Genomic DNA, 24,665 nt, shown 5'->3' with positions numbered 1-24,665 from the left:
TATTATTCTTCACCTTGCGCTTTAAAGGGCTCAATATCTGAGGGTTGATTGTCAGAAAAAATTAAACTATTTGGTCTGTTTTTAACTTTATTTAACAAAGGTTTAAGTTCATGTAGGCTGGATTGAATCGCTTGAAGCGTATTGAGTAATTCATTATATCCAGGAGACCCTTCAGAGAGGCCTTGTGTCATAGTTGATACTTTATCCAGTGTTTCTTGTAGCTGGTTAGGGAGTTCTGCGGCTTTGGTCTGATCAACTAAGCCATTAATTTTACGACTTGTTTGATTTAATTGACTTAATGTCGCACTCAAATCTTTTAGCACTTGCTGGGTATCTTTAGTCAGTGCTTCTAGCGGAAGTTTATTAAGCGTATCGATAAAGTCTGTTGCCTTATTAGCGATTTGGCCTAAGTTATTTTCAATGGTTGGAATAATGACATAGTCATTCTTTTTCTCAATGGTATCAACTGGATAATCAGGGAAATGCTGTAACTCAACAAATAAACTGCCGGTTAAAATATTGCCATTAGCAAGACTGGCTTTCAGGCCTTTTTTGATCCAGTTTTGAGTCTGTCGGCGAATGCCTTCTTCACTTTCTTTTGTATCTGGTAAACCCACGAGACCTGGTTCTAGGCTTAATAAAACAGGTATTTTAAGATCATTTTCTAGCAAACTCTTTTCTGCATCAAGGTTGAGGTTTGTTGCAACTACTTTACCAACATGCACGCCTCTGTACTCAACCGGTGCGCCTACTTCTAAACCCCGAATCGAGGTGCTAATTAGCATCACATATTCCACAGAGTGGAGGTATTTGGTTGAGCTGGCACTTTCTTTGTCACTGTGGATGGTAAATACATCTTCTTCTGTGGCTACTGGGCCTGGTAACATGCCCTCAGGTACGCCAAAGGTAATGCCATTTGTGAGTAAGGTTTCCACATTACCCGTTTGTACACTAATACCATCACTGCTGAGATCTAATCTTAAACCACTGGTATTCCAAAATCGGGTATTCTTGGTAATGAGTTGATGATATGGCTCTTCAATAAAAGCGTCATAATAGACAATTCTATCTTCAAAATTGAATTTCACTTTTTCAAAACGGCCTACGGTTAAACCTTTGTAGATGATTGGATCACCCGTCGTAAAGGCAAACTCGTCATCACTGTTTAACGTGATTCTAAGCCCTGGCGTTCCAGCTGGAGTAATAGGAGGGGTTTCTAAGCCAGTAAACTCATATCGAGAAACATTGCTTTGTCCCGGTGAAATTTCAATGTGCCCGCCTGATAATATGGTGCTTAGACCAGAAATTCCTTCTTTTCCGACTCTGGGTTTAACCACCCAAAAACTACTATCCTCTTTTAATAAAGGGTCTGTGTTTTTATCCAGACGTGCAGTTAATTCAATGCTATCGAATTGCTCGGATAGTTTTAAATCAACCACCTTGCCTATCGTGATATCCCTTAGTTTAATTTTAGTGATATCGACTTCTAAGCCTTCAGCATTATCAAAGGTGATAGTGATTAAAGGCCCTTGATTAGTCCAATTGTAATAAAGCATCCATAAACCAATAGTGAGCGCGACAAAAGGCACTAACCATACTTTGGAGATAGGTCTTGCTTGATCGACTTTAGCAGGAGATAAATACACTTCAGGGGGCATTCTGTTTCTCTTTGTTGTGCATGTTAGGTTGATTTGCCCACATGAGTCTGGGGTCAAATGTCATTGCTGCTAACATGGTTGTGATAACCATGCCGGCAAAGGCTAGCGCAGCGGTGCCAGGATAGACACTCATTACTTGCCCCATTTGTACGAGAGCAGCCAAGATGGCGACGGCAAAAACATCCACCATAGACCAGCGGCCAATGAGCTCTGTGAATCGATATAACTCAAGATTAATTCGCCTTGAGTCACTTTTCTTGATTGTCACACTCAGGCATAACCAAGATAAGGTCAATATTTTACCAATTGGGACTAATATACTGGCCACAAAAATAACGATGGCAATCGGGTAGGTGCCTGGTTCCCATAAAGAAATGACGCCACCCATTATGGTGCTAGTGGTTTGTTGCCCTAACCAGTTGGTATACATCATGGGCAATAAATTAGCTGGGATATAAAGAATGATACTGGTTAGTAATAGGGCGATGGTATGCTGAATGCTCTTACTTTTTATCAGGTGCAAGTGACGTCCACATGTTCGACACCTAGGTTGGCTCATAGGGTTTAGTGTTAAGCAAACGGGACACCCGTATTGATGGTTGTGTTCTGCATTATCTCTGTGTTTATCAATCATGCTGCTTTACCTTTTGCCAGATTTGATAACGATCCAGTAGAGATAAACTTGCAATTAAACAAATAATGAAAAAAACATAGCTCCAAAATGAAAGCCCTAAAAACACGCTTGCTAATGAAGATACCTTGATAAAACTGACGAGAATAGCCACTAAGAAAATTTCGGCCATATTCCAATCCACTAAAATAAAGACTATTTGTAATAGCTGATGTGTATATGGCATAAGGCGCTTTCTTTGTAAGGAAATAAGCACGTAAATTAAGGCAAGAAGGCAAGCACCGGGAATAAGTAAGGTCGTGAAAAGAATGAGTATCGCAATGCTGAAAAAGTCCATTAAAGCCATGTTAACAATACTATCGGCAAAGCTAATGACAAACTCTTTTCCCTGACTGGTAAAACTGATAAAAGGGAAAGGGAGAGCAAATAATAGAAAAATAAACGCGGAAATCGATAGGGCTAAAATTCTATTATGGGCACCTAAAAAACGACGAGTTAATAGGTGGTTGCAGCGCGGACATGATGCTGTTTGTCCAAATTCAAGCTCAGGTAATGAAATCAAAAGGTCACATTCATGACAGGCGATAGTGGCTTCTGCCTCTTCGACATGATTCTCCTTAGTGATTTGTTTCATTTTATTAACCATTTTTGCATCTGATATTGATTTTAAACTAGATTTTTAATGATAGAAGATAGTGTTTAGAGCGTATCGTGACGGCTTCCCATTTGCTCGATTATTTCTTTAATTTGCTCGCTTTTCAGCGTTTACCTTTTATCGCTTTCCCTTGATAAGGCCACGAAAAATTTGTTTGCTTAGTATGGGCTAATCATAAGCTGATAATTATGAAAATTCAGTGTAAATAATTAACCAAATTCACAATCTTGTCTTTGCTGACGTTTAGATAAATCTATTTTGATAAGAGGGTATCTTAAACTGAATTCATTTTCACTTTTCTATTGAGTTTTCCTTGTTCTGTGTGGCTTCTTTCTTCTTGTGAAGTGCTTTAAGGAAACTGCGATTAAGTCGCCTCTTCTGAGTCTGCTCTCTTAAGGTATAGGGGAAAAAGTGTTAAACAAGGCGTCAATTTGCGTTTATTAATAAAAAGTCACTGTAGGTACCTTTTGAGAAGGGATAACACAGGATGACACTTTTTCAACAAGACCCGAAGGGCGTGTTCTAAAAGCCCTATATTTATGTTGTGGCGCTTATCAATTGAATAACTATTAAGTTGCGCCCCTCGCCATAAATCTAGTTACTTTTATCCACACCCTGAGGCGGGAGGACTTATTCGCAGCTTCCTTAACCACTACTAGCTAAATAAACAATGAAAAGAGAGAGCCTTTTATATAGGCTATAGTGTATTGAATCTTGTTATTAAAAATAAAAAATAGCCTAGTTTGATTTTTTGATACGAACCTTGGCTAGAAAAATAGTAGAAAAACTATGTCTAAAAGCAGTCAAATGTGTTCAGACATGGATGAAAATATGAAACGGATTTTTGATGCGACGCCAGTACCTATGGTGTTGTCGTATTCAGACGGTAGTTTTGAATATGTGAATCGTGCCATGCTGTCCCTGCTTGGTTATACCTCAGATGAAATCTACGATACTAATCTCATCATATCCCACCCAGATAATATCGAAGTCAATCAATGTATTCGGGAGCGCCTTAGACAGAACCCATTTGATACAGTCGTGATTGAAAAAAAATATTTACACAAATCCGGACGCACTATTGAGGGCCTGTTAACGCTTGCCGCTGAGGCTGATGAAGAGGGGAATATCAAACGAATGATAGCCCAAGTTGTTGATCTAACAGAGCATAAGAAAACAGCAGCATCTTTACTCATGTTTAAAACACTATTAGACAGCTCTAATGACGCAATTTATGTTATTGATTCTCACTCCTCTTACATTATCGAATGTAACCAATTAGGGGTTGAGTATTTAGCGAATAAAAAAGAAGAGGTTATTCATAAGCTGAAAGTCTCAGACCTTAATCCTAAAATGGCAGGTGACGGTGCTTGGCCTGCTTTTATTGATAAAATTAAAAAATCGAAAAGTATTATTTTTGAACGAACTCATACCCATATAAAAGGGTATGACTTTCCTGTCGAAATCAGTATTAGTTACATAGAATTTGAAGAAAAAACCTATGTGCTTGCTGTCATGCGAGATATTAGTCAGCGTAAAGCAGATGAAAAGCTAATTTGGCAACAAGCTAATTATGATCATTTAACAGGCCTGCCTAATCGCCGTTTATTGCTCGATAGACTAGAACAGTTAATTCATCGTATCCATCATACCAACAGCAGTTTGGCTTTATTTTATTTGGACCTTGATCGATTTAAAGAAGTGAATGATAAATTTGGTCATGCCAAAGGGGATTTGCTGCTACAGGATGTCGCAAAGAGGTTGACTCAGTGTGTCAGAAAATCAGATACCGTTGCCCGTCTTGGGGGGGATGAGTTTACGATTATTATTGCTGAGCTCGAAGATGAGGATAAAGCCAATAAAATAACGGTTGAGAGAATTGCACAGGCTATTTTGAACGCTTTAAATCGTCCTTTTAAGTTAGATAATGAACAAGTTTATATTTCAGCCAGCATAGGGATAACCTTTTATCCAGAAGATGCAAACTTCTCTGACGTTCTGCTTAATGCTGCTGACCAAGCTATGTACGCAGCTAAAAAGCAAGGCAAAAACTGCTTTCAGTATTTTTCATTTTCAATGCAAGAAGAAGCACTTAGCCGATTGCAGCTGGTGAAAGAGCTACATCTAGCGATTGAAAAGCAAGAGTTCCACTTGGTTTATCAACCTATCATAGCGCTCAAAACAGGGCTGATTAGCAAAGCTGAAGCTTTAATTCGGTGGCAACACCCAACGAGAGGGCTTGTTTACCCTAATGAGTTTATCCCCACGGCAGAAGAGACTGGCTTGATTTGTGAAATTGGTGATTGGGTGTTTAAGCAAGTTGCACAGCAGGTGGCCAAGTGGCGTATAAAACTGGATCCAAACTTCCAGCTCAATATTAATACTTCTCCTATAGAATACCTTAAAAGCAATGCTTTTTTAGGTAATTGGGTGGAATATCTGAATGCTTATAGCGTACCAGGTGAGGCCCTCGCGATAGAAATTACGGAAAGAATCTTGATGGACTCACATTCATTTATTCCCAAGAAACTGGTGAACTTTCAATCTTTAGGCATTGATGTTGCCCTAGATGATTTTGGAATGGGTTATTCTTCACTTTCTTATATTAAAAAGTTTGATATCGATTTTTTAAAAATAGACCGATCTTTTGTTAAAAATATTACCACCAGTGTGAATGATAAAATTGTCTGTGAAGCTATCGTTGCTATGGCTCATAAATTGGGTATCAAAGTCGTCGCAGAAGGAATAGAAACAGAAGCGCAAAGGCGTTGTTTGAAAGATATCGGTTGTGATTATGGTCAGGGTTTTTTATTTTCTGTTCCGCTTGATAGTGCCGCGTTTGAACAAAAGATGATAAAAGAGCATCTCGACGCTATTCCTGATTATGGACATGATTAAAGCGAATAAGCACTTAAATAGAAGTGCTTATTCGTATTTTTTATTTGGATGAATCTAGCTTGTAACTAGTTTCGGCCTGACATTATGCCTCCATCAACATCCCAAATTGCTCCTGTTACCCAGCTCGCTTCATCACTTAATAAAAAGCAGATAGTGCTAGCGATATCATCAGGTGTACCAATACGACCAATTGGGTGGAAATCATCAAACCCTGCTAAAGCACCATCTAATTCGTCTTCTTTAATAAAAGAGTGATAAATAGGGGTTTTAACAACGGCTGGTGAGACACTGTTCACTCGAATGTTAAATTCAGACAGCTCCATTGCCATATGCTGTGTGAGTGAGTGCAGTCCTGCTTTTGCCATAGAGTAAGCACTTGAAGGTGTTGCTTTAATCGCTTGTTTTGCCCACATAGAACCAATATGAACAATTGAACCTGAATTGTGCGCTATCATATTGTTAGCCACTGCTTGGCTGATAAAAAAGCTGGCTTTGTTTAACGCCATATATTGATCATAATCAGCGGCTTGATGATCGACAAAAGCCGTTGGTTTAAAGTAACCTGCGGCATTAACAAAGTAATCAATCGGACGCTCTTGATTATTAATGTGTTTGATTAAAGTGTTGACGTCTTGTTCGTCATAAAGGTTCGCTTGGATTGTATCTACTTCGCCAGCTCCAGGAATACTTGCTAGTTCAGCTCTGGCCTGTGCTAATTTTTTTGTAGAGCTTGATGCAATCAGTAGATTACACCCTTTAGCGGCAAGTTGTTTTGCAGTGGCAAATCCCATGCCGCTTGATCCGCCCAGAATAAAAGCAAAAGGTGTGTTTGTATTTGACATAACATTTCTCCAATAAGGTCTTGTTTAAGTTGATGCTGATAGCTTAAATTGATCGCTAGTTACTTGAAAACTAGGCACAAATTGGTTCCATAGGTACTTTTTGGTATATCTTGATGAAAACATTAGAAAATAAAATTGATCGAAAAAAAGCGCCAGAGAAAAGCGCGCGTATGGTAGAGACTATATATGGCTGCAAATGGTCTTTGACCGTCTATCATTTGTTAAAAGAAGGCGTTAATCGGCCTGGTCAAATGGTTAAAAGTACAGATGGTTTAAGTACCAAGGTGTTGAATGAGTGTCTTCGAAAAAATACTGATTTTGGTATTTTAGAGCGTATTAGCTTTAATGAGGTTCCCCCACGAGTGGAATATGAGGTGACACAGTTTGGACAAAAGTTCATTCGTATTCTGGATGACCTTGAACAATTACAAGATGAAATTGATGCAAAAGATTGAGTTTAGTGTCTTTAACTGTAAATAACCTTTGACCTTAGACCTATATCCAAGCTTTAAACTATCTCTATATTGCATTTTTAAGCTTAAGCAATCATTACGTATTTGGGAGACATCGCCATGAAATTGACAGCTAAAACCTTATTATTGACCAGTGTTATGCTGAGTTCACACGCTTTTGCGGCAACAATCGATTTATACAAATCAAAAAACTGTGGTTGCTGCACAGCTTGGGCACAAATAATGGAAAAAAACGGTCATGAGATTAAAGTGCATGATGAAAGGAATTGGTCGAGTGTTCGTCAGAGCCATGGGCTACCTTATCAGTTAGGCTCTTGTCATACTGCGATTATTGAAGGCTATTTAATAGAAGGGCATGTACCACAAGCTGATATTGATAAATTGTTAAAAGATAAGCCTAATGATATTGCAGGTTTGTCTGCTCCTGGTATGCCAATGCATTCACCTGGCATGGCAAAAGAGGGTGCACCTTATAAAGACTTTCAGGTCCTTGCCTTTGATAAATCAGGTAATACCCATGTGTATAATCAATACTAACGTTTGATTCACTCCTTTTTAAACTCGCCATGTTTTAGAGTACTCAGGTCAATAAAATAGCCATTGACCTATTTTATTGACCTATTTTATTGATCTATTTTATTGATCTATTTTATTGATCTATTTTATTGATCTATTTTATTGATCTATTTTATTGATCTATTTTATTGATCTAAGAATACTCCTTAGCTTGGCTGGTTTAACCGGTTTTGATAGATAAAGCACATCCGTTTGTTCACATTGTTGGATTAAATTTGGATCTCTAACGGCTGTAATGAGTACCGCCGGAATTCGAGACTCAAATTTATCTCGAATTGTTTCAATTAAAGCAAGACCATCAAGGCTTTGGCCTAATTGAAAATCAACCAAGAGTAGGTCAGGCTGCTGCTCTTGAGATAACACCTCATCAATTTTGGTAAAGCAATGGGCTTTATGCTGCCAGCGTTCTAATAATGATTGCATTGCATCTAAATTGTTAGGATCGTCATCAATACACCAGGCTAAGAGCTGGTGGTCGTTTTCAAGTAATTGTTTTTCACTTACTGGTTGGCTTGTCTCAATCAAATGCGCCTCTTTAGCGAGAGGGACTCTAATACCAAAGCAACTGCCTTTATTGACCTTTGACTGCACTTCACTGCTTAGCCCGAGTAGCGTTTGCATTCGTTTTACGAGCCCTAGCCCTAAACCTAGGCCTTCTTCATTGGTGTTTTGCCAGCGATAAAAATCATCAAAAATTAAATCTTGTTCCTGTTTAGGGATTCCCACTCCCGTATCCCATACTTGGATCAGTAGATGATCTTGGCGCTTGCGACAGGCAATGAGTACCTTGCCTGTTTGGGTATACTTCACCGCATTAGAGACAAAGTTTTGAATAATGCGACGCAAATAAAGGGAGTCAGAATGGACTCTGTGATTACCGATACGGCTAATCAAATCTAGTTGCTTCTCTTGTGCTATGACAGAGAACTCATTGATTATTGGCAGTAAGAGCTCGTTAAGCTTGATATCAACTAAAACAGGCTTTATCGCACCTTGGTCAAAACGCGCGATTTCGAGTAAGGTCGAAATAAGGGTTTCGGTGGATTGGACCGAAGCATTGAGTTTATCAAGAATATCTTGGCTTGAATCCTCTAATGTCGCCGCCTCAAGTGCACCAAGATAAAGGCGGGCAGCATTTAATGGCTGTAAGATATCATGGCTAGCTAAGGCTAAAAATTCTGTTTTGGTATGGTTTGCTTTTTCTGCTTCTGCCTTGGCTTTGATCAACTCTAACTCTGCTTTCGCGCGTCGATTAATCTCTTGTATGAGTTCTTGGTTTACACTTTTTACTTCATCGGAACGGGCCTGAATACGATTTTGTAAATCGATATTGGCTTCTTTTAGTGCGTGTTGGCTTTCAATATGTTCAGTGACATCGGTAAAGCTTGTCACAAACCCGCCCTCAGGTAAGGGGTTACCTAGCATCTCAATAACGCGGCCATTTGCCCTACGACGTAAAAATCTATGCTTGGTTGCATTACGCAAATGTGTCAGGCGCTTTTGTACCAAGTTCTCCACATCACCAAAGCCACATTCGCCATTGTTGGCATTGAATCGGATGAGGCTTTCAATGGGGACGCCTACTTTAAGCAGATCATCAGGGTAATAATAAAGTTCAGCATAGGTTTTATTCCAAGCTACAAGTCTTAAATCCTTATCAATGACACTGATGCCTTGCGCCAGATTTTCCATAGAAACAAACAGTAGGTTTTGGTTGAACTGAATGGCTTGGGTGGCTTCATCAAGGTAGGTTACCATTTCTTCTACCTTCATACGTTTACCCACCATCACTGAATTAATGATGGTTCTGGCAGAAGAGCCGCCAAAAACGCCGCCTAAAATACGCTCACAAAAATCAATAAAGAGCCTATCTGGGGAGTCTTTTTCTAGAATCTCAAGCTGATGTTGCTCTTGATACTCGGCGAGAATTTGCTGGCACCTCTGTTTCCCTAAAAAGGTTTCTAATAAGACAATTAAATCACCATTTTGAGCAGAGGATTTGGGTTTAATAAAGCGACCTTCAAGCTCCGCGGTAGGGCTGACAAAAGCGGTGGCTTGAATTCTATCTAATAGCCTTTCTCTGGCTAATAATGAGCCTGCTATATAACCTAAAATATTGGCGATCAGGCTAATACAGGCGCCTAATGAGATCACCTCAGCGCGAGTTTCAAAGTTATGATTAGACCAATCTTGAGTGCCCAGTAGGGGGAAAATAAGCCATAACAACCAAAAGACAAAACCTAAAATAAAACCTGTGTAGACCCCGATTGCATGACCTCGACGCCAATACAAGCCGCCAATAACAGCAGGCACTAATTGCAATACCAGTGAAAAAGCTAAGAGACCTGTACCTGCTAGAGGTTCGCTGTTCGCCATTTCTTGATAATAGAGATAGGACAGAATCAAGATAGCCGCGATAACAAAGCGCCTAATACGTAAGATCTTTTTATGATAAAGAGGTTGGGCCTGATCTCTTGATGAGGCCCTTGCAAGCATAATTGGCAGAATCACATCGTTGGAAATCATAATACTGAGTGAAAATGTCGCAATGATAATCATGGCTGTTGTCGCTGATAGCCCACCCAAAAAGATCAAAATCTCTAAAAACGGGCTATTTGATGCCAAAGCAAACTGAATTACATAGGTATCTGCATTAGTGTCTATGCCAAATAAGTTTTGACCTGACATGGCAATAGGGGGAATTAAAATCGCAAAAATTGCTAAATAAAGCGGAAAGACCCAGCGCGCCATATTAAGTTGCTTTTTCTCTTGATGGTCTACCACGGTGACGTGAAACTGCCTAGGTAGACAAATAACAGCGGCAGCTGCCATCAAGGTTTGCATGATAAAACTAAAGGAAAAAAAGTCTTCAGTTTGCCAAATAGGTGATTCAAAGGTTTGCTGAAAAGTACCAACTAAAGAAAAAGACTCATCTTTATTAAGTAAAAATATGGCGATAAAGCCAACCCCTATAATGGCGAACAGTTTAAATAGGGACTCAACGGCTATGGCTAACATCATGCCGGAGCGATACTCTGTCACTTCTATTTTTCGGGTACCAAAGATAACGGCAAAGATACCCACAGAAATGGTGGCGATCAGAACAATGGCAGAAGAGGAGACGCCTTCTTGGTTAACGAACAAGCTAAAGTTAGAGCCAATGGCTTTCAGTTGCAGTGATATATAAGGAATGATGGCCAACATGGCGATCATGATAACCAAGGGGGCTGTTAGGGGCCTTTTGCCGTAACGGGATGAAATAAAGTCGGCAATTGAGGTGATATTTTGTTTATGGCTTACAAAGGTGAGTTTTTTTAAAAAAGGAAACGCCAGTAAATATAAAAGAACAGGGCCTAATAAAATGGGGAGATAGCTCCAACCAAATCGAGTTGCCTCACCAACTGCGCCGTAAAAAGTCCAAGCAGTACAGTAAATGGCGAGAGATAAACTGTAAACAAGCGGGTGACGGGTTAGTTTTTTGATCTTAGGGTTTTCTTTATCGCCCCAACGGGCAATCCAAAATAAACCTAGAATATAGGCGACAGCCAAAAGTATCCAAAAAGGAGTCAAATGATGACTCCTAAATTTGATCGAAGTGTTTGATGACAGGTTATATTTTCATACATTTTTCTAATGATTAATCCTTTAATGGCATCGCTAATCTTGGCGTTTAAAGTCTTCTTCAAAACTGGTTTCATAGTCAATAAAGGCCATTTCACTTTCCCCATAATAAATACTTTTTGACGCTATGGTAACTAAGCGAATAATAGAGTCCGAGCTTATATTAGAAATGATTCTCTGTGACCATTTTGTGCCTTGGTTCGAATCTTTTACGAAATAGAGTTTACTGGTATTGCCCTGATTATCGAGAATGGATGCTTCAACGTCAGAAAGCGTGTAGGGCGAAGTGACAATCAAGGTCTTGTCATTTTCAATAAAAATATTGACTTCAAAGTTACCATTTTGAAAGGTGCATTTGCCACTGGTATAACGACAGTTTGATTTGGCAACTAGGGGATAAGATTGCCCTTCAATGGCTTTATGTGGTTTTTCACTAACAAGGTTGTCGACACCAAAATACGCAAGCAAAGCCAAAATGGGAGCCACAATCAGTGCGATAACTATGTGTTTATTTTTGAACATAAATAATCCTGTTAATGATGATTGAAAGCGACAGGCTGTGTTCTTTGGATCTCAAACAAATAGGTTGTTTAGGAAAGTTGCCTATTTCTTTGATTTATATATTAGAAAAGATACCGATACAAGGATCGGTATCTTTTACTTAAATTAGGCAAATTTAATGGATTACTAAATCAGCCTAAAGGGTAGATTATTAGTGATCCGATGCTTGGCCTGCGCCCGCTGGGATACGAATATGCTCTACCATGTCTTGTACTTCTTTTGGTGCTTCACCGTACATTCTGTAAACGATGAGAGCGACACCAAAGTTAACCAATGCGCCAATAGCACCAAAGGCATTTGGCTCAATACCTAAGAACCAATTATTTGGTAAATCACCTAAAAATGATGTGCTGGCAATAAACATGATGCCTTTATGCTGGAATACATAGAAAAGCGTCACACTTAAACCTGCAATCATGCCGGCAATGGCCCCTTCACGGTTCATTTTCTTAGAGAAAATACCCATCATCAAAGCCGGGAAGATAGACGAAGCCGCTAGACCAAAGGCTAGGGCAACGGTACCTGCGGCAAAGTCAGGTGGGTTAAAGCCAAGATAACCTGCGAACATGATGGCACCTGCCATGGCAATTCGACTGGCCCTGAGCTCTTGTTTCTCTGTGATATCAGGTTTGAGTACCCCTTTTAACAAGTCATGGGAGATCGCGGAGGCGATAGCGAGCAATAAACCTGCTGCGGTTGACAGTGCTGCCGCAAGGCCACCTGCTGCCACAAGGGCAATAACCCAGTTAGGTAGTTTTGCAATTTCAGGGTTAGCAAGCACCATGATATCTCTATCGACTTTCACTAACTCATTCTTTGTTGCATCTGCTTCGTATTGAATACGACCATCGCCGTTTTTATCTTCAAATTTAAGAAGGCCTGTTGTTTCCCAATTTTTAAACCAATCAGGGCGCTCATCATAGGCAAGGTTTTCTTCGGCCGCGGGTGGTTGCATGGTATTGATTAGGTTTAAACGAGCCATAGCAGCAACAGCAGGTGCTGTTGTATACAAGATAGCGATGAAAACCAGTGCCCAACCAGCAGAAGTACGCGCATCTTTTACTTTTGGCACAGTAAAGAAACGAATAATTACGTGAGGAAGACCGGCTGTACCTATCATCAGAGATAGGGTGTAAGCGACCATGTTAGTGGTGCTTAAGCGGGTTTGAGTACTGTATTCTGCCCAACCTAGCTCAGTCACTATTTGATCAAGTCGATCAAGTAGGAAAGTCTCAGAACCAATCAAAGTACTACCTAAACCTAATTGTGGAATAGGGTTACCCGTTAAGTTTAGAGAGATAAATACCGCAGGAATAGTATAAGCAAAGATGAGTACGACATACTGAGCGATCTGAGTATAGGTAATCCCTTTCATACCACCCATAACAGAGTAGAAGAAAACGATTGTCATACCGACTAATAAGCCCACTTCATACTGTACTTCCAAGAAGCGTGAGAAAGCGACCCCTATGCCTTTCATTTGACCAATAACATAGGTGACTGAGGCAACAATCAAACAGATTACCGCTACGATACGGGCCGTTTTAGAGTAAAAGCGATCGCCGATAAATTCAGGTACAGTAAACTTACCGAACTTACGAAGATAAGGAGCAAGAAGTAACGCAAGTAGTACGTAACCACCGGTCCAGCCCATCAAGAAAACAGAGCCGCCATAGCCATAAAATGCGATTAAACCAGCCATACCAATAAAAGACGCTGCGGACATCCAGTCAGCACCTGTTGCCATACCGTTTAGGACAGGGTGAACACCACCCCCAGCAACATAAAATTCCTTAGTTGAACCAGCGCGAGCCCAGAATGCGATGCCTAGATATAAGGCAAAGGTCATTCCAACAACAATATAGGTTAATGTTTGTAATTCCATGATGATCTCCGGTTATTCATCAACGCCGTGCTCAATATCGAGCGCCGCCATTTTTTTTGCATAGATGAAAATAAGCACAACGAAGGTGTAAATAGCCCCTTGTTGAGCAAACCAGAAACCAAGCTTGTATCCACCGATTTGAATATTATTGAGCACATCGACCAGTAAAATACCGCATCCAAAAGAGACGGCAAACCAGACCACAAGTAGCTTGATCATCAAACTAACATTGGCGCTCCAATAGGCATTATTCTTACTCATTATTATTATCCTCATTAGGTAAGTGCCTATTGATGATGAACCCCTAAGGAAAAAGTCAGTATTAGACTTTAGTCGAGACGTTTTAGTTGAGGCGAATGAATGACTTAAATATGTAGAGAAGAAATTGAAAATGAGAGTAAGGAGTTGTACTAGAGGTGAAGGAAATAAGAACAAAAGCCTTCCTATTTCCTTTGCTAGGTTAAAGATGAACTAATAGATAAAGTCTTCTTTTGTCACAAAGTCTCTTAGATTTGATGCTAATGCTTTTGTACTTTTATTGCGCACATAAAGAGGGATGGCAGGTGTCGAAGCCAGCATGGATTGCGCCTTGTCCATATAGCTTTGCCACAAGGCTTGCTTGTCATGAATACTTAACTTTTGAACCGTGACATGATGCGATTCATCTAAGTTCATCGCGTCTTCTAAGCCCTTTGATAGACTTAATACCTCGGCTTTTTCGCCTTTATAGAGCCAAAGGTCACTCACCTGATCATATTCATAAAGGGCCATAAGTTGTAATCCGTGCTCTGCAACAAATTCTATGGCTTGAAGAATAAACTCAGCTTCTTGCTCTTCAATAAAGTAATTGAGGTTAAAGCGAACCCAGCCAGGCTTAAAACGTTTGTCTTGGGCAATCAGGTCAACCAACTGCAAAGATGTGTCTTCATCAATGTTTAATAAGTCGTGGCCATAAGGGCCTGCACAAGAGCAGCCTGCACGCATTTGAATACCAAATAAATCATTTAGCAGGCTGACTACTAAACCATGATGTAAATAACCAAACTCGGTTTTTACCCTAAATGACGTAATAGATAAACGTTTGGTATTTGGTGTACCTAAAACATGGATTCCATTATTTGTGTCAAACTTTTGCTTGATAAGCCCAGACCATTTTTCTTCTAGCGCTTCAATCGCATCATCACCAATATCTGATTTTACTTTAAAGGCTAGGCCTGCTCGAATTGATTCTATGATCGCTGGGGTGCCGGCTTCTTCACTGCGTTCTCCTGGCGCTAAAAAGGTATGATTATCTCGACTCACAAAAGAGACAGTACCTCCACCGACAGTCGAAGGTGTCTCATTTGTCAGTAAGGCTCTTTTGATAATGAGTATCCCTGGTGTACCTGGACCGCCAACTAACTTATGGGGAGAAAAGAAAATAGCATCTTTGTTGGCACCATCAATTGCAGAATTCATGGCAATTTTCATATAAGGCGCAGCCGCTGCAAAATCCCAAAAAGAAAGGGCTTGATGCTTATGTAGTAAGGCTGCAACGGCATCTTGCTCCTGAATGATGCCTGTGACATTGGATGCGGCGGAAAAACTGCCTATTTTTAGACGGATTTCTTGGTGAGTGACTAACTGCTGCTCAAGGTCTTGTAAGCAAATACCACCGCCTTTTGCTTCTTTGATGCGCACAACTTTAGCGCCTGACTCACGCCAAGGTAGTTCATTAGAGTGATGTTCATAAGGACCAATAAATATGACGCTATCATCATGGTTTAAGTGATGAGCCAGAGTAAGAATACGAATCAACTTGTCCACAGCACCCGTTGCGCCAGCACCACAAAAAAGCACGACATCATCGTCATTTGCCTGACAGGCATCGGCAATTAACTGTCTTGCATCTTCGCGATATGCGCTAGTTTGTCGGCCTGTTACTGTCGCTTCTGTATGGGTGTTAGCATAAAACGGCATCACCTTTTGAGTGATGAAATTTTCAATAAACGCTAGGCTACGACCTGATGCGGTGTAATCGGCATAAGTGATTTTACGATCACCAAAAGGTGTTTTCATAAACTCAGTGTCGCCAATGAGTCCGTCTCTAACCTTGTTTAAGGCCATATTTAATGATCGTGTTTTTGGTAGGCTTTGTTGGGTCAAAAGGCTCATTCTCATATCCTCTGTGTTGACCTCAGCCTTTTTGACCTCTTTACTAATCTGTCGCCTTGGGTAAGGGCAGTTCAGTGGTCCATTTAATCTGCTCCATGGCAAAATTAGATGTGACGTCGGTCAGTGATGTTGCTGAAATCAAGCGTTTATAAAATTCATCATAGGCTTTGATATCGGACACTAGTACCCTTAAAAGGTAGTCGTATTCACCCGCCATACGATAAAATTCAACGACTTCAGGAAACTGAGCGACAACGGAAGAAAAGTTGTCCAACCAGCTGGCATCGTGTTGATTGGTTTTCACCTGAACAAACACAGAAACACCTAAATTGAATTTATCGCTGTCTAACAAGGCCACTCTTTTTTTCACATAGCCTTGTTGTTCTAGCTTTTGAATACGACGCCAGCATGGGGTTTTAGAGAGTCCTACATGGGCTGCCATCTCTTCTAAAGAAATACTATCATCCCTTTGTATTAAAGTAAGTAGTTCTAAATCTGTGTCATCCATGAGTATTATTTCTCGTTTATTTTGTATTATTTGATATTTTATTTCTTCTTTGTCGCTCTTTTCAAGTGCTATTAGAAGTGGGTTTTATCAAAGTTGTGATTAGCAAAAAATGTTTGTGCAAAAAAACGCGAAAAATCGTTAAAAAAACATCAAAAAAGTGAAAATTATTTTATAAAACAGCGATTTTTGATCAAAATTTCGTGAGAAGGAGGCAAAAAAATACCCAAATCAAAACTGACTTGGGTATTTTTTAGGGTATATGAGGTGTTGCTTTTTAGTTTGTCAGCAGATTTAACGCTCTATTACTATCAGCATTTGCCTGGGCTAAAACAGAACCTCTGGCGTTGTTTACCATTTCTTGTTGTGCTTTTTCTGCTACTTGGATGGCAAAGTCAGTGCTAGTAATTCGGTCGTGCATAGAATCCAGCTGCTCTTGCGTATTAAACAGCTTTTTCATTTTAGTATTGAAGTCAGTTTCCTGAGCTCGGTATTGAGATTGAATATCTCTTACGACATCCATGCTGCCTTTGATAGCCGTCATAGATTCTTGAATTGAACCTGGACTATTGAGGTCAATCTCATATAAGCCTTGTTGTTCAAATTTGCGATCGACATTATGAGTCGAAACGGTCACACCGTATTCTGTTTCATTATGAGAGGCGAAAGTCTGATGAGTATTTTGAGTGAGAAGAGGGTCACCACCATACTTAGTGGATTCAAAAAGGTCTTGAATACCTGCCACTATATCTAGTGCTTGTGCCTGTGTTTCTTCGGTTTGAGCAAGGAAGTCTTCTTCTGATTGGCCTTCTTTTCGTTCACCTGTCGCAGCTTGTGCTAAAGATGATAGTTCCTTCAACCCACCTTGAATTTCACTCAATGAATCATTTGCAACTTGAATCATAGAGTAGGCATTAACCGTGTTACTGATTTGTTTCTGGTTTTTGTTAATTTCAGTCGTAAGACGCTCAATTGAACGTGTCAGTAGCGCTTCTTTTTGATTTGGGTTGATTTGCTGAAAAGTAGTATCAGCCTGTTGCTGGCTAATATGTTTAGTATTGAGCTTATCTACATAAGCATCTCGCGCAAGATTCCCTCTAGAAAGGTCGTCTTGAGCGCCGCCTGTTCTGGTTATTTCTCGGGCAGTTTCAACACCTGAATGAGTTTGGTTTGTGCCAGCGTTAGCTTGATTATCTGCCACTGGCGTACTTGTCACACTGTTATTCAATGTAGGCGCTGCGGATTTTGCTACTGAATTGGCAGCACTAGGCTCTACAGCCGCAGAGACAGGGGCCGCATTGCTTGATGCAGCTGGAAGTGTCAAAGGTGGTAGTGTTGCAGTAGATCCATTAATAGTCGACATTGCCCAAATCACTTTGTGTGTACGTTTTGATCAGTATAACTTTGAAACTCATCTGAGTTAATAGCCAAATATTGATAAAAATCTTACAAAAGGCTTTTTTCAAATGAAAGTGATTGATTTATATATATTTTATTAAAATGTAAAATTACATATCTAATCTATAAATCCAGTTATTTTTAGTTAACTGAGAGAATGTGGGCCAATTTTCTCTTGATAACAAAGGTCAGTACTGATAGTGAACACTTCCCTGTGCTGCCTTAGTTTTATCCATTTTCTTTGACACTAGTGTTGTTAAATACCCCTTGTTTGATTTTGATAATGAGGTTTTTTATGTCCTCATGGATCATTAATAGAACAGGAATCAAGATCAAAGTAATCGCGGTTGCATAGAGAATGCCATAGGCTAGTGAGACGGCTGCAGGGATCAAAAATTGTGCCTGACGTGAGGTTTCACCTAATAAAGGCATCAGTCCTACAAAGGTGGTGATTGAGGTTAAGAGTACCGCTCTGACTCTGTCACGACAGGCTTGATTAATCGCTTCTGTGATGGAGGCGGTTTCCAGTTTGAGCTCGTTGAAGCGTGAGGCGAGTAAAAGGCTATCATTGACGACAACGCCACTCAGCGCAATGATACCGTTAAAGGATAAAATACCTAAGGCTAAATCGTTGGACCAGTGCCCCAACATGGCACCAATAACACCAAAAGGTATCGCCATCATAATCAAGAAAGGCTGTACGTATGATTTGAGCGGAATCGCCAACAGAATATAAATAATAAGCATTGCCATGATAAACATGACGAGCATGGAAGATTGTGTTTCCTCTTGCTCTTGGGCTTCACCCGCAAAGCTAATGTCTAAATTAGCGAATTGCTGCTCAAGCTCAGGGACAAGTTCTGATTTTATCTGATCAACCAGCTCAGTTGCAGAGAGCAGATCCTTATTAAGCTCTGAGCTTATATAAACAGCACGTTTAGCATCGATTCTGACAATTTCTTGTTCGGTAAAGCCTGAGGTGATATTCGCCAGTGAACTAAGGGGAACTTGATTACCATCATCAAGACGAATTTTGGTATCAATCAAGTCTGTAATATTGGCATTTGAGCTGCTTGGATAGCCCAGTTGAACCTCAACCTCATCACTGTTTCTTTGATAGGATTGCACTTTACTACCATCAAAATAATTCAAAATTTGTGATGACAGACTTTGAGTTGTTAGACCCAGAGCTCGACCTTGTTCTGTCAAACTGAGATTGAGTTGAGACTGAGATAGGGCGGCATTATCTTCGATGCCACTGACAGCTTCAATGGAGTCAAGGTAAGACTTAACCTGGGTTGCTGCTAGGCTCAGCTCTTCACTACTGGATGATTTAAGCTCAATGCGAAGGGCATCAATGCTGCCACGGCGGGTTTGTATTTTTAAGCTCTTGGCCCCTTCTGCTTGGCCTATGGCTTTTAACCACTTAGCGGCAAATTCTTTAGCACTATAAGGTGTTTCAGAATCTAGCTCTATGGTGATTCGACCATTTTGATCACTGCTTGAAGTCACCTGGATATTCAATATTCCGTTATTCGCATCAGGTGTTTGTCGAAGTTTTAATTCAGTCTCATAGGCGACATTTTCCATGCGGCTCAAGATACTATAAGTTTGCCCATAACTGACATCATTATGCATGTTCAGACTGGCGCGTACTGTATCGCCTGGAATAGATGGGAAAAAACTAAATCGAATGGCACCAGTAAAGGGCATGCTGGCAACTAATACAAAAATACCTATAAAGAGGAGGAGTACGCTATAACGATTTGCTAGCGCAAGGTTAATTGCCGGCTTATAAACTTTTTGAGTAAAAAGGGACAAACCTTTATCCGCCAATGCTTGCACCCAACGAATTAACATCATTGGCCAAAATCTGCTTTTCGCTGGGCGAGTATTTAAATGTGCTAAATGGGCAGGCAAAATGAGCTTGGATTCAATGATGGACAACATCAAACAAACCGCGACTATGGTACCAAACTGGGCATAAAGCGTTCCAAGACGACCTTCAATGTTGGAAAGTGCAAAGCAAGCCGCAACTGTGGTAAATACACCAAATAAAGTCGGCACGGCTACTCTGAGTGTGCCTCGAATGGTACTGGCAATATTATCGCCATGCTTTGATCTTTCGGTATAGACACTTTCACCAACTACCACAGCATCATCGACCACAATCCCTAACGCCATAATAAAACCAAAGGTCGTAAAGGCATTTAAACTCATGCCTAAAAAACCATCTCCCATTAAGAAGAGGGTGCCGAAAAAGATAAAAGGCAAACCTAATGCGACCCAAAGTGCGACGCTTAAATTTAAAAAGATGGCCAGCATTAAAAAGACCCAAAACACACCGTTAATGGCATTGTCTATGAGGAGATCTAAACGCTGGTTGATTGCTTCACTGCGGTCGTACCAAGTTGCAAGTTCTACCCCGGCTGGCAAGCGCCCAGACTCTTTCCATTTTTCAGCAACGGCTTGTGCGGCAATGACGGAGTCTGAAATATCAGTTAACCCTGTTGTTATGACCTGAACCGCAATACTGTCTTCACGGTTAAAACGAGACAATACGGCAGTGTCTTCGTCATAGGTATCACGAATCTTAGCTAGGTCAGACAATAATAAGCGGCTACCATCGCTAAAGGTTTTGATCGTCAGATTAGAGAATTCACGAATTTGATAGGCTTGTTCTGAGGATTGTATTTGCAGATATAGATCTGCATTTTTTAAAGTGGCGGTATTGGCATTGCTGGACTCTTCATTAATGGCATTAGCCACATCATCCAAGGTTAGGTCATAAGCCAGTAAGCGCCCTTCGTCCACATCTATCATTATGGTGGCATCAAGCCAGCCAGAGATGGATACTTGGCCTATATCAGAATCGGCCAATAATTCTGTTTTTAGGTTATCAGCCAAGTTTTGCAAGGTATGACGATCAACATCCCCATAAAGCTGTAACCAGAGTGCATGTTCTTCTCGCGCTGCTTTTTCAAGTACAGGGCTTTCGGCATCTGATGGAAAGCTGGAAATGGTATCCACCTTGGCTTTAACATCCGTCATTAGGACGTCAATATCATAATCTGATAGTTTTTCTAGGCTAACACTGACACCACTCGCATTTGAGGTCGTGGTCATGGTTTTTATGCCTTCGACCGTTTCCAACTCACTTTCTAAGGTGATGGCAATGCCTTCTTCTGCTTGTAAGGCAGAGCCACTGTCATAATCAATATTGATGGTAATGGTATCAGGCTCAGTGCTTGGAAATGCTTCTTTTCGCAGGTCGCCCATAGTCAGTGCGCCTAGCAATATGACTAAGAGCATTAACAGGTTGGCTGCAACCGGATTATGAGTAAACCAAGGGATAATGCCACTGGGTTGGTTGGCTGAATTCGGCCCATGAGGGTGGGTTGATGACATTAGTCTTCACTCCCCTTGGTTAAATTTTGAGGGCCTTTCTTGGCATTAGGGCCAGAATTACCTTGTGCTAATTGTTCTTGATTCGTCTTAAGCCCTTGGCTTGCATCTAGATTACTGGTGACCTTCATGCCTTCAAGGTAACTGTTATAGGGGCGAATAAGCACATTTTGTGTACTGGCTTGTAGGTTTACAGGGGGCTTGATATAGATTTGGCCATTGTCACTAAAAATAGGGTTAGCGCTAAAGGCATTTAATGTATTGTCTTGATTTAAATACCAAACTTGGCTTTTCTGGCTATAAGCCGTACTGGGTAATTGCCAAAGGTTATCCATTTTAAGCCCCTTCAAGCTGGCTTTAACAAAGCTACCAGCGAATAAGGCAGGGCTTTGTTGCAAAGGCTTATCGACGCTGACAACTAGGGTCCTTAATCGAGTATCACTATTTCTGTGATTGTCCGCCGAAAGCACATACCCTTGCCATTGGTTCTGGGTTTCGACATCCGTTAAGGTAACTGGCCATTGAGCATCTTGCATGACTTTTATACTGGGGAGTTTTGCCCACTCTCGTGCAGAGAGTGATATTTCAATGTCCATACGATCTGTATTGTAAAGTGTGCCGATTTGCGTGCCTGCTTGCACATAACTGCCAGGCACTATGTCTCGACTCACAACAAGGCCATTAAAAGGGGCTTTGACTTTCGTATCCTCAAGGCTCTGCTCAGCTTCTTTTAGACTTGCTTTTGCATCTAATAATGCTGCTTTAGCTTCTGCGATTTGTGGCTCTCTTAGTACCAGATCTGAACTAGGTTGGCCTTTTAAACCAGAGGCATTCCACTCATCTAATGCTTGCTCGGCACTTCGTAATTCTTCTTTTAAGGCAACGATGGCACTGGTGACGGCGTACTCTTGGGTGGCAACATCAGCCAGATAACTCGTGTCTTCAATTTGCGCTAATAAATCGCCTTGCATCACCGTTTTACCTGCTTCAAATTGAGTCCCAACTTGCGTAATTTGACCTGAGTTTTGGGCTTCTAAAACCAAGGAGTATTTGGGCTCGGCACTGCCAAATGCTTCAATGATGGGTTGATAGCTTGCAACCCTAATTGGCATCACAGATACTTTAGGTAACACTTTTACACTGGCTTTTTTGGGGCGAGTTTGGCTTTTTTTTGCATTAATCTGGTTAAAAACAAAACTAAAAATGAGGCCGCAGACAGCAAGGCAGGCGATAAAAAAAGCAAATTGAGAGAGTCTGCGTGTCATTTTGATGCTCCAGTTAATTGAGGTGATAAATGGTCTGTATCATCTGGGAGTTTTCCAGATAAACCTAATGCGAGGCCTAGGCTAATACGGTTGTCTAGCCTTAAGTATATGAGGTTATCTAAAGATGCGATTAAGTTAAAAACATCCTGTTGAACACTTAATAGGTCAACAATATCGACACTGCCGCTTTTAAAGTTCTTTTGATATTGCGCTAGGTTATTTCTTTCTGCCATGAGCGCTTCTTCAAGATAGTGTTGGCGAAGCTCTAAAGATTTCTCTTGAGCAATGGCGTTTTCAACCTCAAATACAGCATCTAATAAGGCTGCACGATATATTTGATAGCTTTGCGCTGCCTCGTATCTTGCTACATCAATGGCGAGCTCTAGCTCACCTTGTTGAAAAAGAGGTAAGGTAAGTTGACCTAATAAATACCAAACCGGCGAGGCAAAAAGGGCATTAGAAGGGGAACTGGCCACATCGGTTAAACTGGCCGTTAGACTAAGGGAAGGTAATAGGTCTTTATAAGCGACTTGTACTTCTAAATCTGCTTGTTCAATATCATAAAAAGCTGACATAAGGTCAGGGCGTCTGGCTAGCGTTTGTTCTGGCAGTTGGGCTAAAGGAACGAGTACCTCTGGATACTCAGTAGGCATTTGAATCTCTTCAATTTTGTTATACCCCAGAAGTCGCATTAAATTGCGTTGTTTGATTGCTAAATCTTCTCGATACTCTTCAACGCTTTCTTTGGCGCTGGCTAATGAGCTTCTGGCACCATCTAAACCTTCTAGATCACCATTTCCATTCTTGTAACGGTTTAATAATAAAGACTCGTTTTTAGCTAAGACACTGACTCGCTCTTCTTCTACTTTTAGGGCTCTTGATTGAGCAATAACGGCTAACCAAGCTGACATGATTTCTGCAATTAAGCTGTCTAACGAGGCCTGATAAAGGGCTTGCTGGCTAGAAAATGCTTTGGCGGTTGCTTGGCTCTCATCAGCAATTTGAGACCATAAGTCAGCTTCCCAACTGACCGTTAATCCGCCTGTATAATAAGGGCTTTGGTTGCCATCATTATTGGCTTTGAAGGACGCTTCTAGGGTGGGTAATAAAGATGAATCGACTTGATTTAATTGTGCTGCCCTTATCTTAAGTGTTAACAAAACCTGCTGTAGATCTGGGTTTGCTTTAATGGCTTGAAGTAGCAATGTATTTAAACCCTCATCATCAATTAACTCATTTAGATGAGTGGCATGACCTGTCAATGGTGGCTCCTGCCAACTTGTCTTTTCAGATAAACTCGCTTGAAGTGCCGCTTGATGTGAGTGTGTGGCTGAGTCTTCTGGGAGTGATTGGCAAGCAGAAAGCACGAAAGTCAGTGCAAGCACAAAGGGCGTCTTATAAAGGTTGTCAGAAAAATAGCACTTTAAAAAGGGCATAAAGCTTTGGCTCTCATGCGATTTAATGGAAATTTAGAATGATACGGTCAAAATAATAATACTTAGCTAGTCCTTAGATGTTTAGTAAAAGCGTAAAGATGCTTCAATATTTACTTTTTTTGCCTAGAAAAACTGAAGTAAGCTGACAAAATGTGCGTTATTGAGATAAAAAAGGCTAAATTGATACATTTTGAGATATTTATAAAACCTTAAGAGTTAGCAGATCTGGCTAGGTTTTATTTTTTAGCATTGGAAGTCGTGAAGAGATTAGCGTGTACATTTATTAGATCCTTATACTCTTTTTTTGCTGAATATTCATGCTTTTTTGTTTTTATTTTCCTTGCTTAAGCCAAAGTTAAGCCTTTATTGAGTATCCAAAAGGATGCTATTTTTATGTTAATACATTGTTTTAAAGGATGTTAGGATGAAAAGCTTAGGTAAATATTTCACCCTTATATTTTTAGTTTTTTTTCTTTTTATTATCTTGCTTATCCCAAAGCTCGACGTCATTCAGCTAATGACCTATTTTGCCGCATTCTCAGGTGGTTTAGTCTTCGTATATGCTTATATTCTGAATAAAGGTGAGTTAATTAAGGCAAGCAAGTCTCAAAAGTTAGCGCTTAATTTAATGCGCTTTTTACTTATGCTGATAAGCTGCTTAATGATTTCTTGGTCAATTTTTCATACTTTAAATCAATTTTA

17 protein-coding genes are annotated in these 24,665 nt (G+C 40.4%); 3 read left to right on the top strand and 14 right to left on the bottom strand.

Annotated elements, in window-relative coordinates; all coding sequences use genetic code 11:
• Positions 1-2 precede the first annotated feature (2 nt).
• The 3 genes from pqiB to MED121_RS23560 are packed head-to-tail and all read right to left on the bottom strand — an operon-like array spanning position 3 to position 2,923.
• Positions 3-1,658: an intermembrane transport protein PqiB gene (gene pqiB, locus MED121_RS03380; RefSeq protein WP_009832201.1), complete on the bottom strand. Its 1,656-nt coding sequence runs from the start codon at positions 1,656-1,658 to the stop codon at positions 3-5.
• Positions 1,648-2,292: a paraquat-inducible protein A gene (locus tag MED121_RS23565; protein ID WP_050764519.1), complete on the bottom strand. Its 645-nt coding sequence runs from the start codon at positions 2,290-2,292 to the stop codon at positions 1,648-1,650. The genes pqiB and MED121_RS23565 overlap by 11 nt, the downstream gene beginning before the upstream one ends.
• The gene (locus MED121_RS23560) at positions 2,285-2,923 is read right to left on the bottom strand and encodes a paraquat-inducible protein A (protein ID WP_050764518.1); all 639 of its coding nucleotides are present in this window, start codon (positions 2,921-2,923) and stop codon (positions 2,285-2,287) included. Before MED121_RS23560 ends, MED121_RS23565 begins: the two co-directional genes overlap by 8 nt.
• Positions 2,924-3,775: 852 nt before the next feature.
• Between MED121_RS23560 and MED121_RS03370 the strand changes: the two genes are divergently transcribed.
• Entirely contained in the window at positions 3,776-5,842 is a 2,067-nt protein-coding gene (locus MED121_RS03370; protein WP_207382768.1) for an EAL domain-containing protein, read from the top strand.
• Positions 5,843-5,907: 65 nt separating this feature from the next.
• Here the strand turns inward: MED121_RS03370 and MED121_RS03365 are convergent, their stop codons facing one another.
• Entirely contained in the window at positions 5,908-6,684 is a 777-nt protein-coding gene (locus MED121_RS03365) for an SDR family oxidoreductase (RefSeq protein WP_009832197.1), read from the bottom strand.
• Positions 6,685-6,797: 113 nt separating this feature from the next.
• Here MED121_RS03365 and MED121_RS03360 point away from each other — a divergent pair, with 113 nt between their 5' ends.
• Both MED121_RS03360 and MED121_RS03355 read left to right on the top strand, forming a co-directional pair.
• Positions 6,798-7,139 carry a helix-turn-helix domain-containing protein gene (locus tag MED121_RS03360; protein ID WP_009832196.1) on the top strand — a complete coding sequence of 114 codons (342 nt, stop codon included), beginning with the start codon at positions 6,798-6,800 and terminating at the stop codon, positions 7,137-7,139.
• A 117-nt stretch (positions 7,140-7,256) separates the two neighbouring features.
• On the top strand, positions 7,257-7,694 hold the full coding sequence (locus MED121_RS03355) for a DUF411 domain-containing protein (RefSeq protein WP_009832195.1): 438 nt from the start codon (positions 7,257-7,259) through the stop codon (positions 7,692-7,694).
• A gap of 159 nt (positions 7,695-7,853) precedes the next feature.
• Here MED121_RS03355 and MED121_RS03350 read toward each other — a convergent pair whose 3' ends face one another.
• The 10 genes from MED121_RS03350 to MED121_RS03305 all read right to left on the bottom strand — a co-directional run bounded on the left by MED121_RS03350 (position 7,854) and on the right by MED121_RS03305 (position 23,912).
• Positions 7,854-11,303 (bottom strand): PAS domain-containing hybrid sensor histidine kinase/response regulator, encoded by a 3,450-nt coding sequence (locus MED121_RS03350; protein WP_036178631.1) that lies wholly within the window; start codon positions 11,301-11,303, stop codon positions 7,854-7,856.
• Between the two features lie 87 nt (positions 11,304-11,390).
• A complete protein-coding gene (locus tag MED121_RS03345; protein ID WP_009832193.1) occupies positions 11,391-11,876 on the bottom strand; it encodes a hypothetical protein in 486 nt (161 codons plus the stop codon).
• A gap of 190 nt (positions 11,877-12,066) precedes the next feature.
• Complete coding sequence (locus tag MED121_RS03340; protein WP_009832192.1) at positions 12,067-13,800, bottom strand: VC_2705 family sodium/solute symporter; 1,734 nt, start codon at positions 13,798-13,800, stop codon at positions 12,067-12,069.
• A gap of 12 nt (positions 13,801-13,812) precedes the next feature.
• Entirely contained in the window at positions 13,813-14,061 is a 249-nt protein-coding gene (locus tag MED121_RS03335) for a DUF4212 domain-containing protein (RefSeq protein ID WP_009832191.1), read from the bottom strand.
• A gap of 210 nt (positions 14,062-14,271) precedes the next feature.
• Complete coding sequence (locus MED121_RS03330) at positions 14,272-15,954, bottom strand: aminotransferase class V-fold PLP-dependent enzyme (protein ID WP_009832190.1); 1,683 nt, start codon at positions 15,952-15,954, stop codon at positions 14,272-14,274.
• Positions 15,955-15,997: 43 nt separating this feature from the next.
• On the bottom strand, positions 15,998-16,468 hold the full coding sequence (locus MED121_RS03325) for an Lrp/AsnC family transcriptional regulator (RefSeq protein WP_347372380.1): 471 nt from the start codon (positions 16,466-16,468) through the stop codon (positions 15,998-16,000).
• A 268-nt stretch (positions 16,469-16,736) separates the two neighbouring features.
• On the bottom strand, positions 16,737-17,822 hold the full coding sequence (locus MED121_RS03320) for a hypothetical protein (protein ID WP_036178624.1): 1,086 nt from the start codon (positions 17,820-17,822) through the stop codon (positions 16,737-16,739).
• A gap of 263 nt (positions 17,823-18,085) precedes the next feature.
• Positions 18,086-21,265 (bottom strand): efflux RND transporter permease subunit, encoded by a 3,180-nt coding sequence (locus tag MED121_RS03315; RefSeq protein WP_009832187.1) that lies wholly within the window; start codon positions 21,263-21,265, stop codon positions 18,086-18,088.
• Entirely contained in the window at positions 21,265-22,527 is a 1,263-nt protein-coding gene (locus tag MED121_RS03310; protein ID WP_009832186.1) for an efflux RND transporter periplasmic adaptor subunit, read from the bottom strand. Before MED121_RS03310 ends, MED121_RS03315 begins: the two co-directional genes overlap by 1 nt.
• Positions 22,524-23,912, bottom strand: coding sequence for a TolC family protein (locus tag MED121_RS03305; protein ID WP_165474606.1), 1,389 nt, complete (start codon positions 23,910-23,912; stop codon positions 22,524-22,526). Before MED121_RS03305 ends, MED121_RS03310 begins: the two co-directional genes overlap by 4 nt.
• Positions 23,913-24,665: the final 753 nt, after the last annotated feature.

Source organism: Marinomonas sp. MED121 (genome assembly GCF_000153025.1).
GTDB lineage: Bacteria > Pseudomonadota > Gammaproteobacteria > Pseudomonadales > Marinomonadaceae > Marinomonas.
The sequence above is the reverse complement of the archived record's forward strand: the minus strand, read 5'-3'. Positions and strand labels throughout refer to the sequence as shown.

Excerpts from the sequence above, each read along its gene's own strand:
- MED121_RS03355 (WP_009832195.1), top strand. The coding sequence starts at position 7,257 with ATGAAATTGACAGCTAAAACCTTATTATTGACCAGTGTTATGCTGAGT.
- MED121_RS03345 (WP_009832193.1), bottom strand. The coding sequence starts at position 11,876 with ATGTTCAAAAATAAACACATAGTTATCGCACTGATTGTGGCTCCCATT.
- MED121_RS03365 (WP_009832197.1), bottom strand. The coding sequence starts at position 6,684 with ATGTCAAATACAAACACACCTTTTGCTTTTATTCTGGGCGGATCAAGC.
- MED121_RS03340 (WP_009832192.1), bottom strand. The coding sequence starts at position 13,800 with ATGGAATTACAAACATTAACCTATATTGTTGTTGGAATGACCTTTGCC.
- MED121_RS03315 (WP_009832187.1), bottom strand. The coding sequence starts at position 21,265 with ATGTCATCAACCCACCCTCATGGGCCGAATTCAGCCAACCAACCCAGT.
- pqiB (WP_009832201.1), bottom strand. The coding sequence starts at position 1,658 with ATGCCCCCTGAAGTGTATTTATCTCCTGCTAAAGTCGATCAAGCAAGA.
- MED121_RS03370 (WP_207382768.1), top strand. The coding sequence starts at position 3,776 with ATGAAACGGATTTTTGATGCGACGCCAGTACCTATGGTGTTGTCGTAT.
- MED121_RS03335 (WP_009832191.1), bottom strand. The coding sequence starts at position 14,061 with ATGAGTAAGAATAATGCCTATTGGAGCGCCAATGTTAGTTTGATGATC.
- MED121_RS23565 (WP_050764519.1), bottom strand. The coding sequence starts at position 2,292 with ATGATTGATAAACACAGAGATAATGCAGAACACAACCATCAATACGGG.
- MED121_RS03330 (WP_009832190.1), bottom strand. The coding sequence starts at position 15,954 with ATGAGCCTTTTGACCCAACAAAGCCTACCAAAAACACGATCATTAAAT.
- MED121_RS03310 (WP_009832186.1), bottom strand. The coding sequence starts at position 22,527 with ATGACACGCAGACTCTCTCAATTTGCTTTTTTTATCGCCTGCCTTGCT.
- MED121_RS03320 (WP_036178624.1), bottom strand. The coding sequence starts at position 17,822 with ATGTCGACTATTAATGGATCTACTGCAACACTACCACCTTTGACACTT.
- MED121_RS03360 (WP_009832196.1), top strand. The coding sequence starts at position 6,798 with ATGAAAACATTAGAAAATAAAATTGATCGAAAAAAAGCGCCAGAGAAA.
- MED121_RS23560 (WP_050764518.1), bottom strand. The coding sequence starts at position 2,923 with ATGAAACAAATCACTAAGGAGAATCATGTCGAAGAGGCAGAAGCCACT.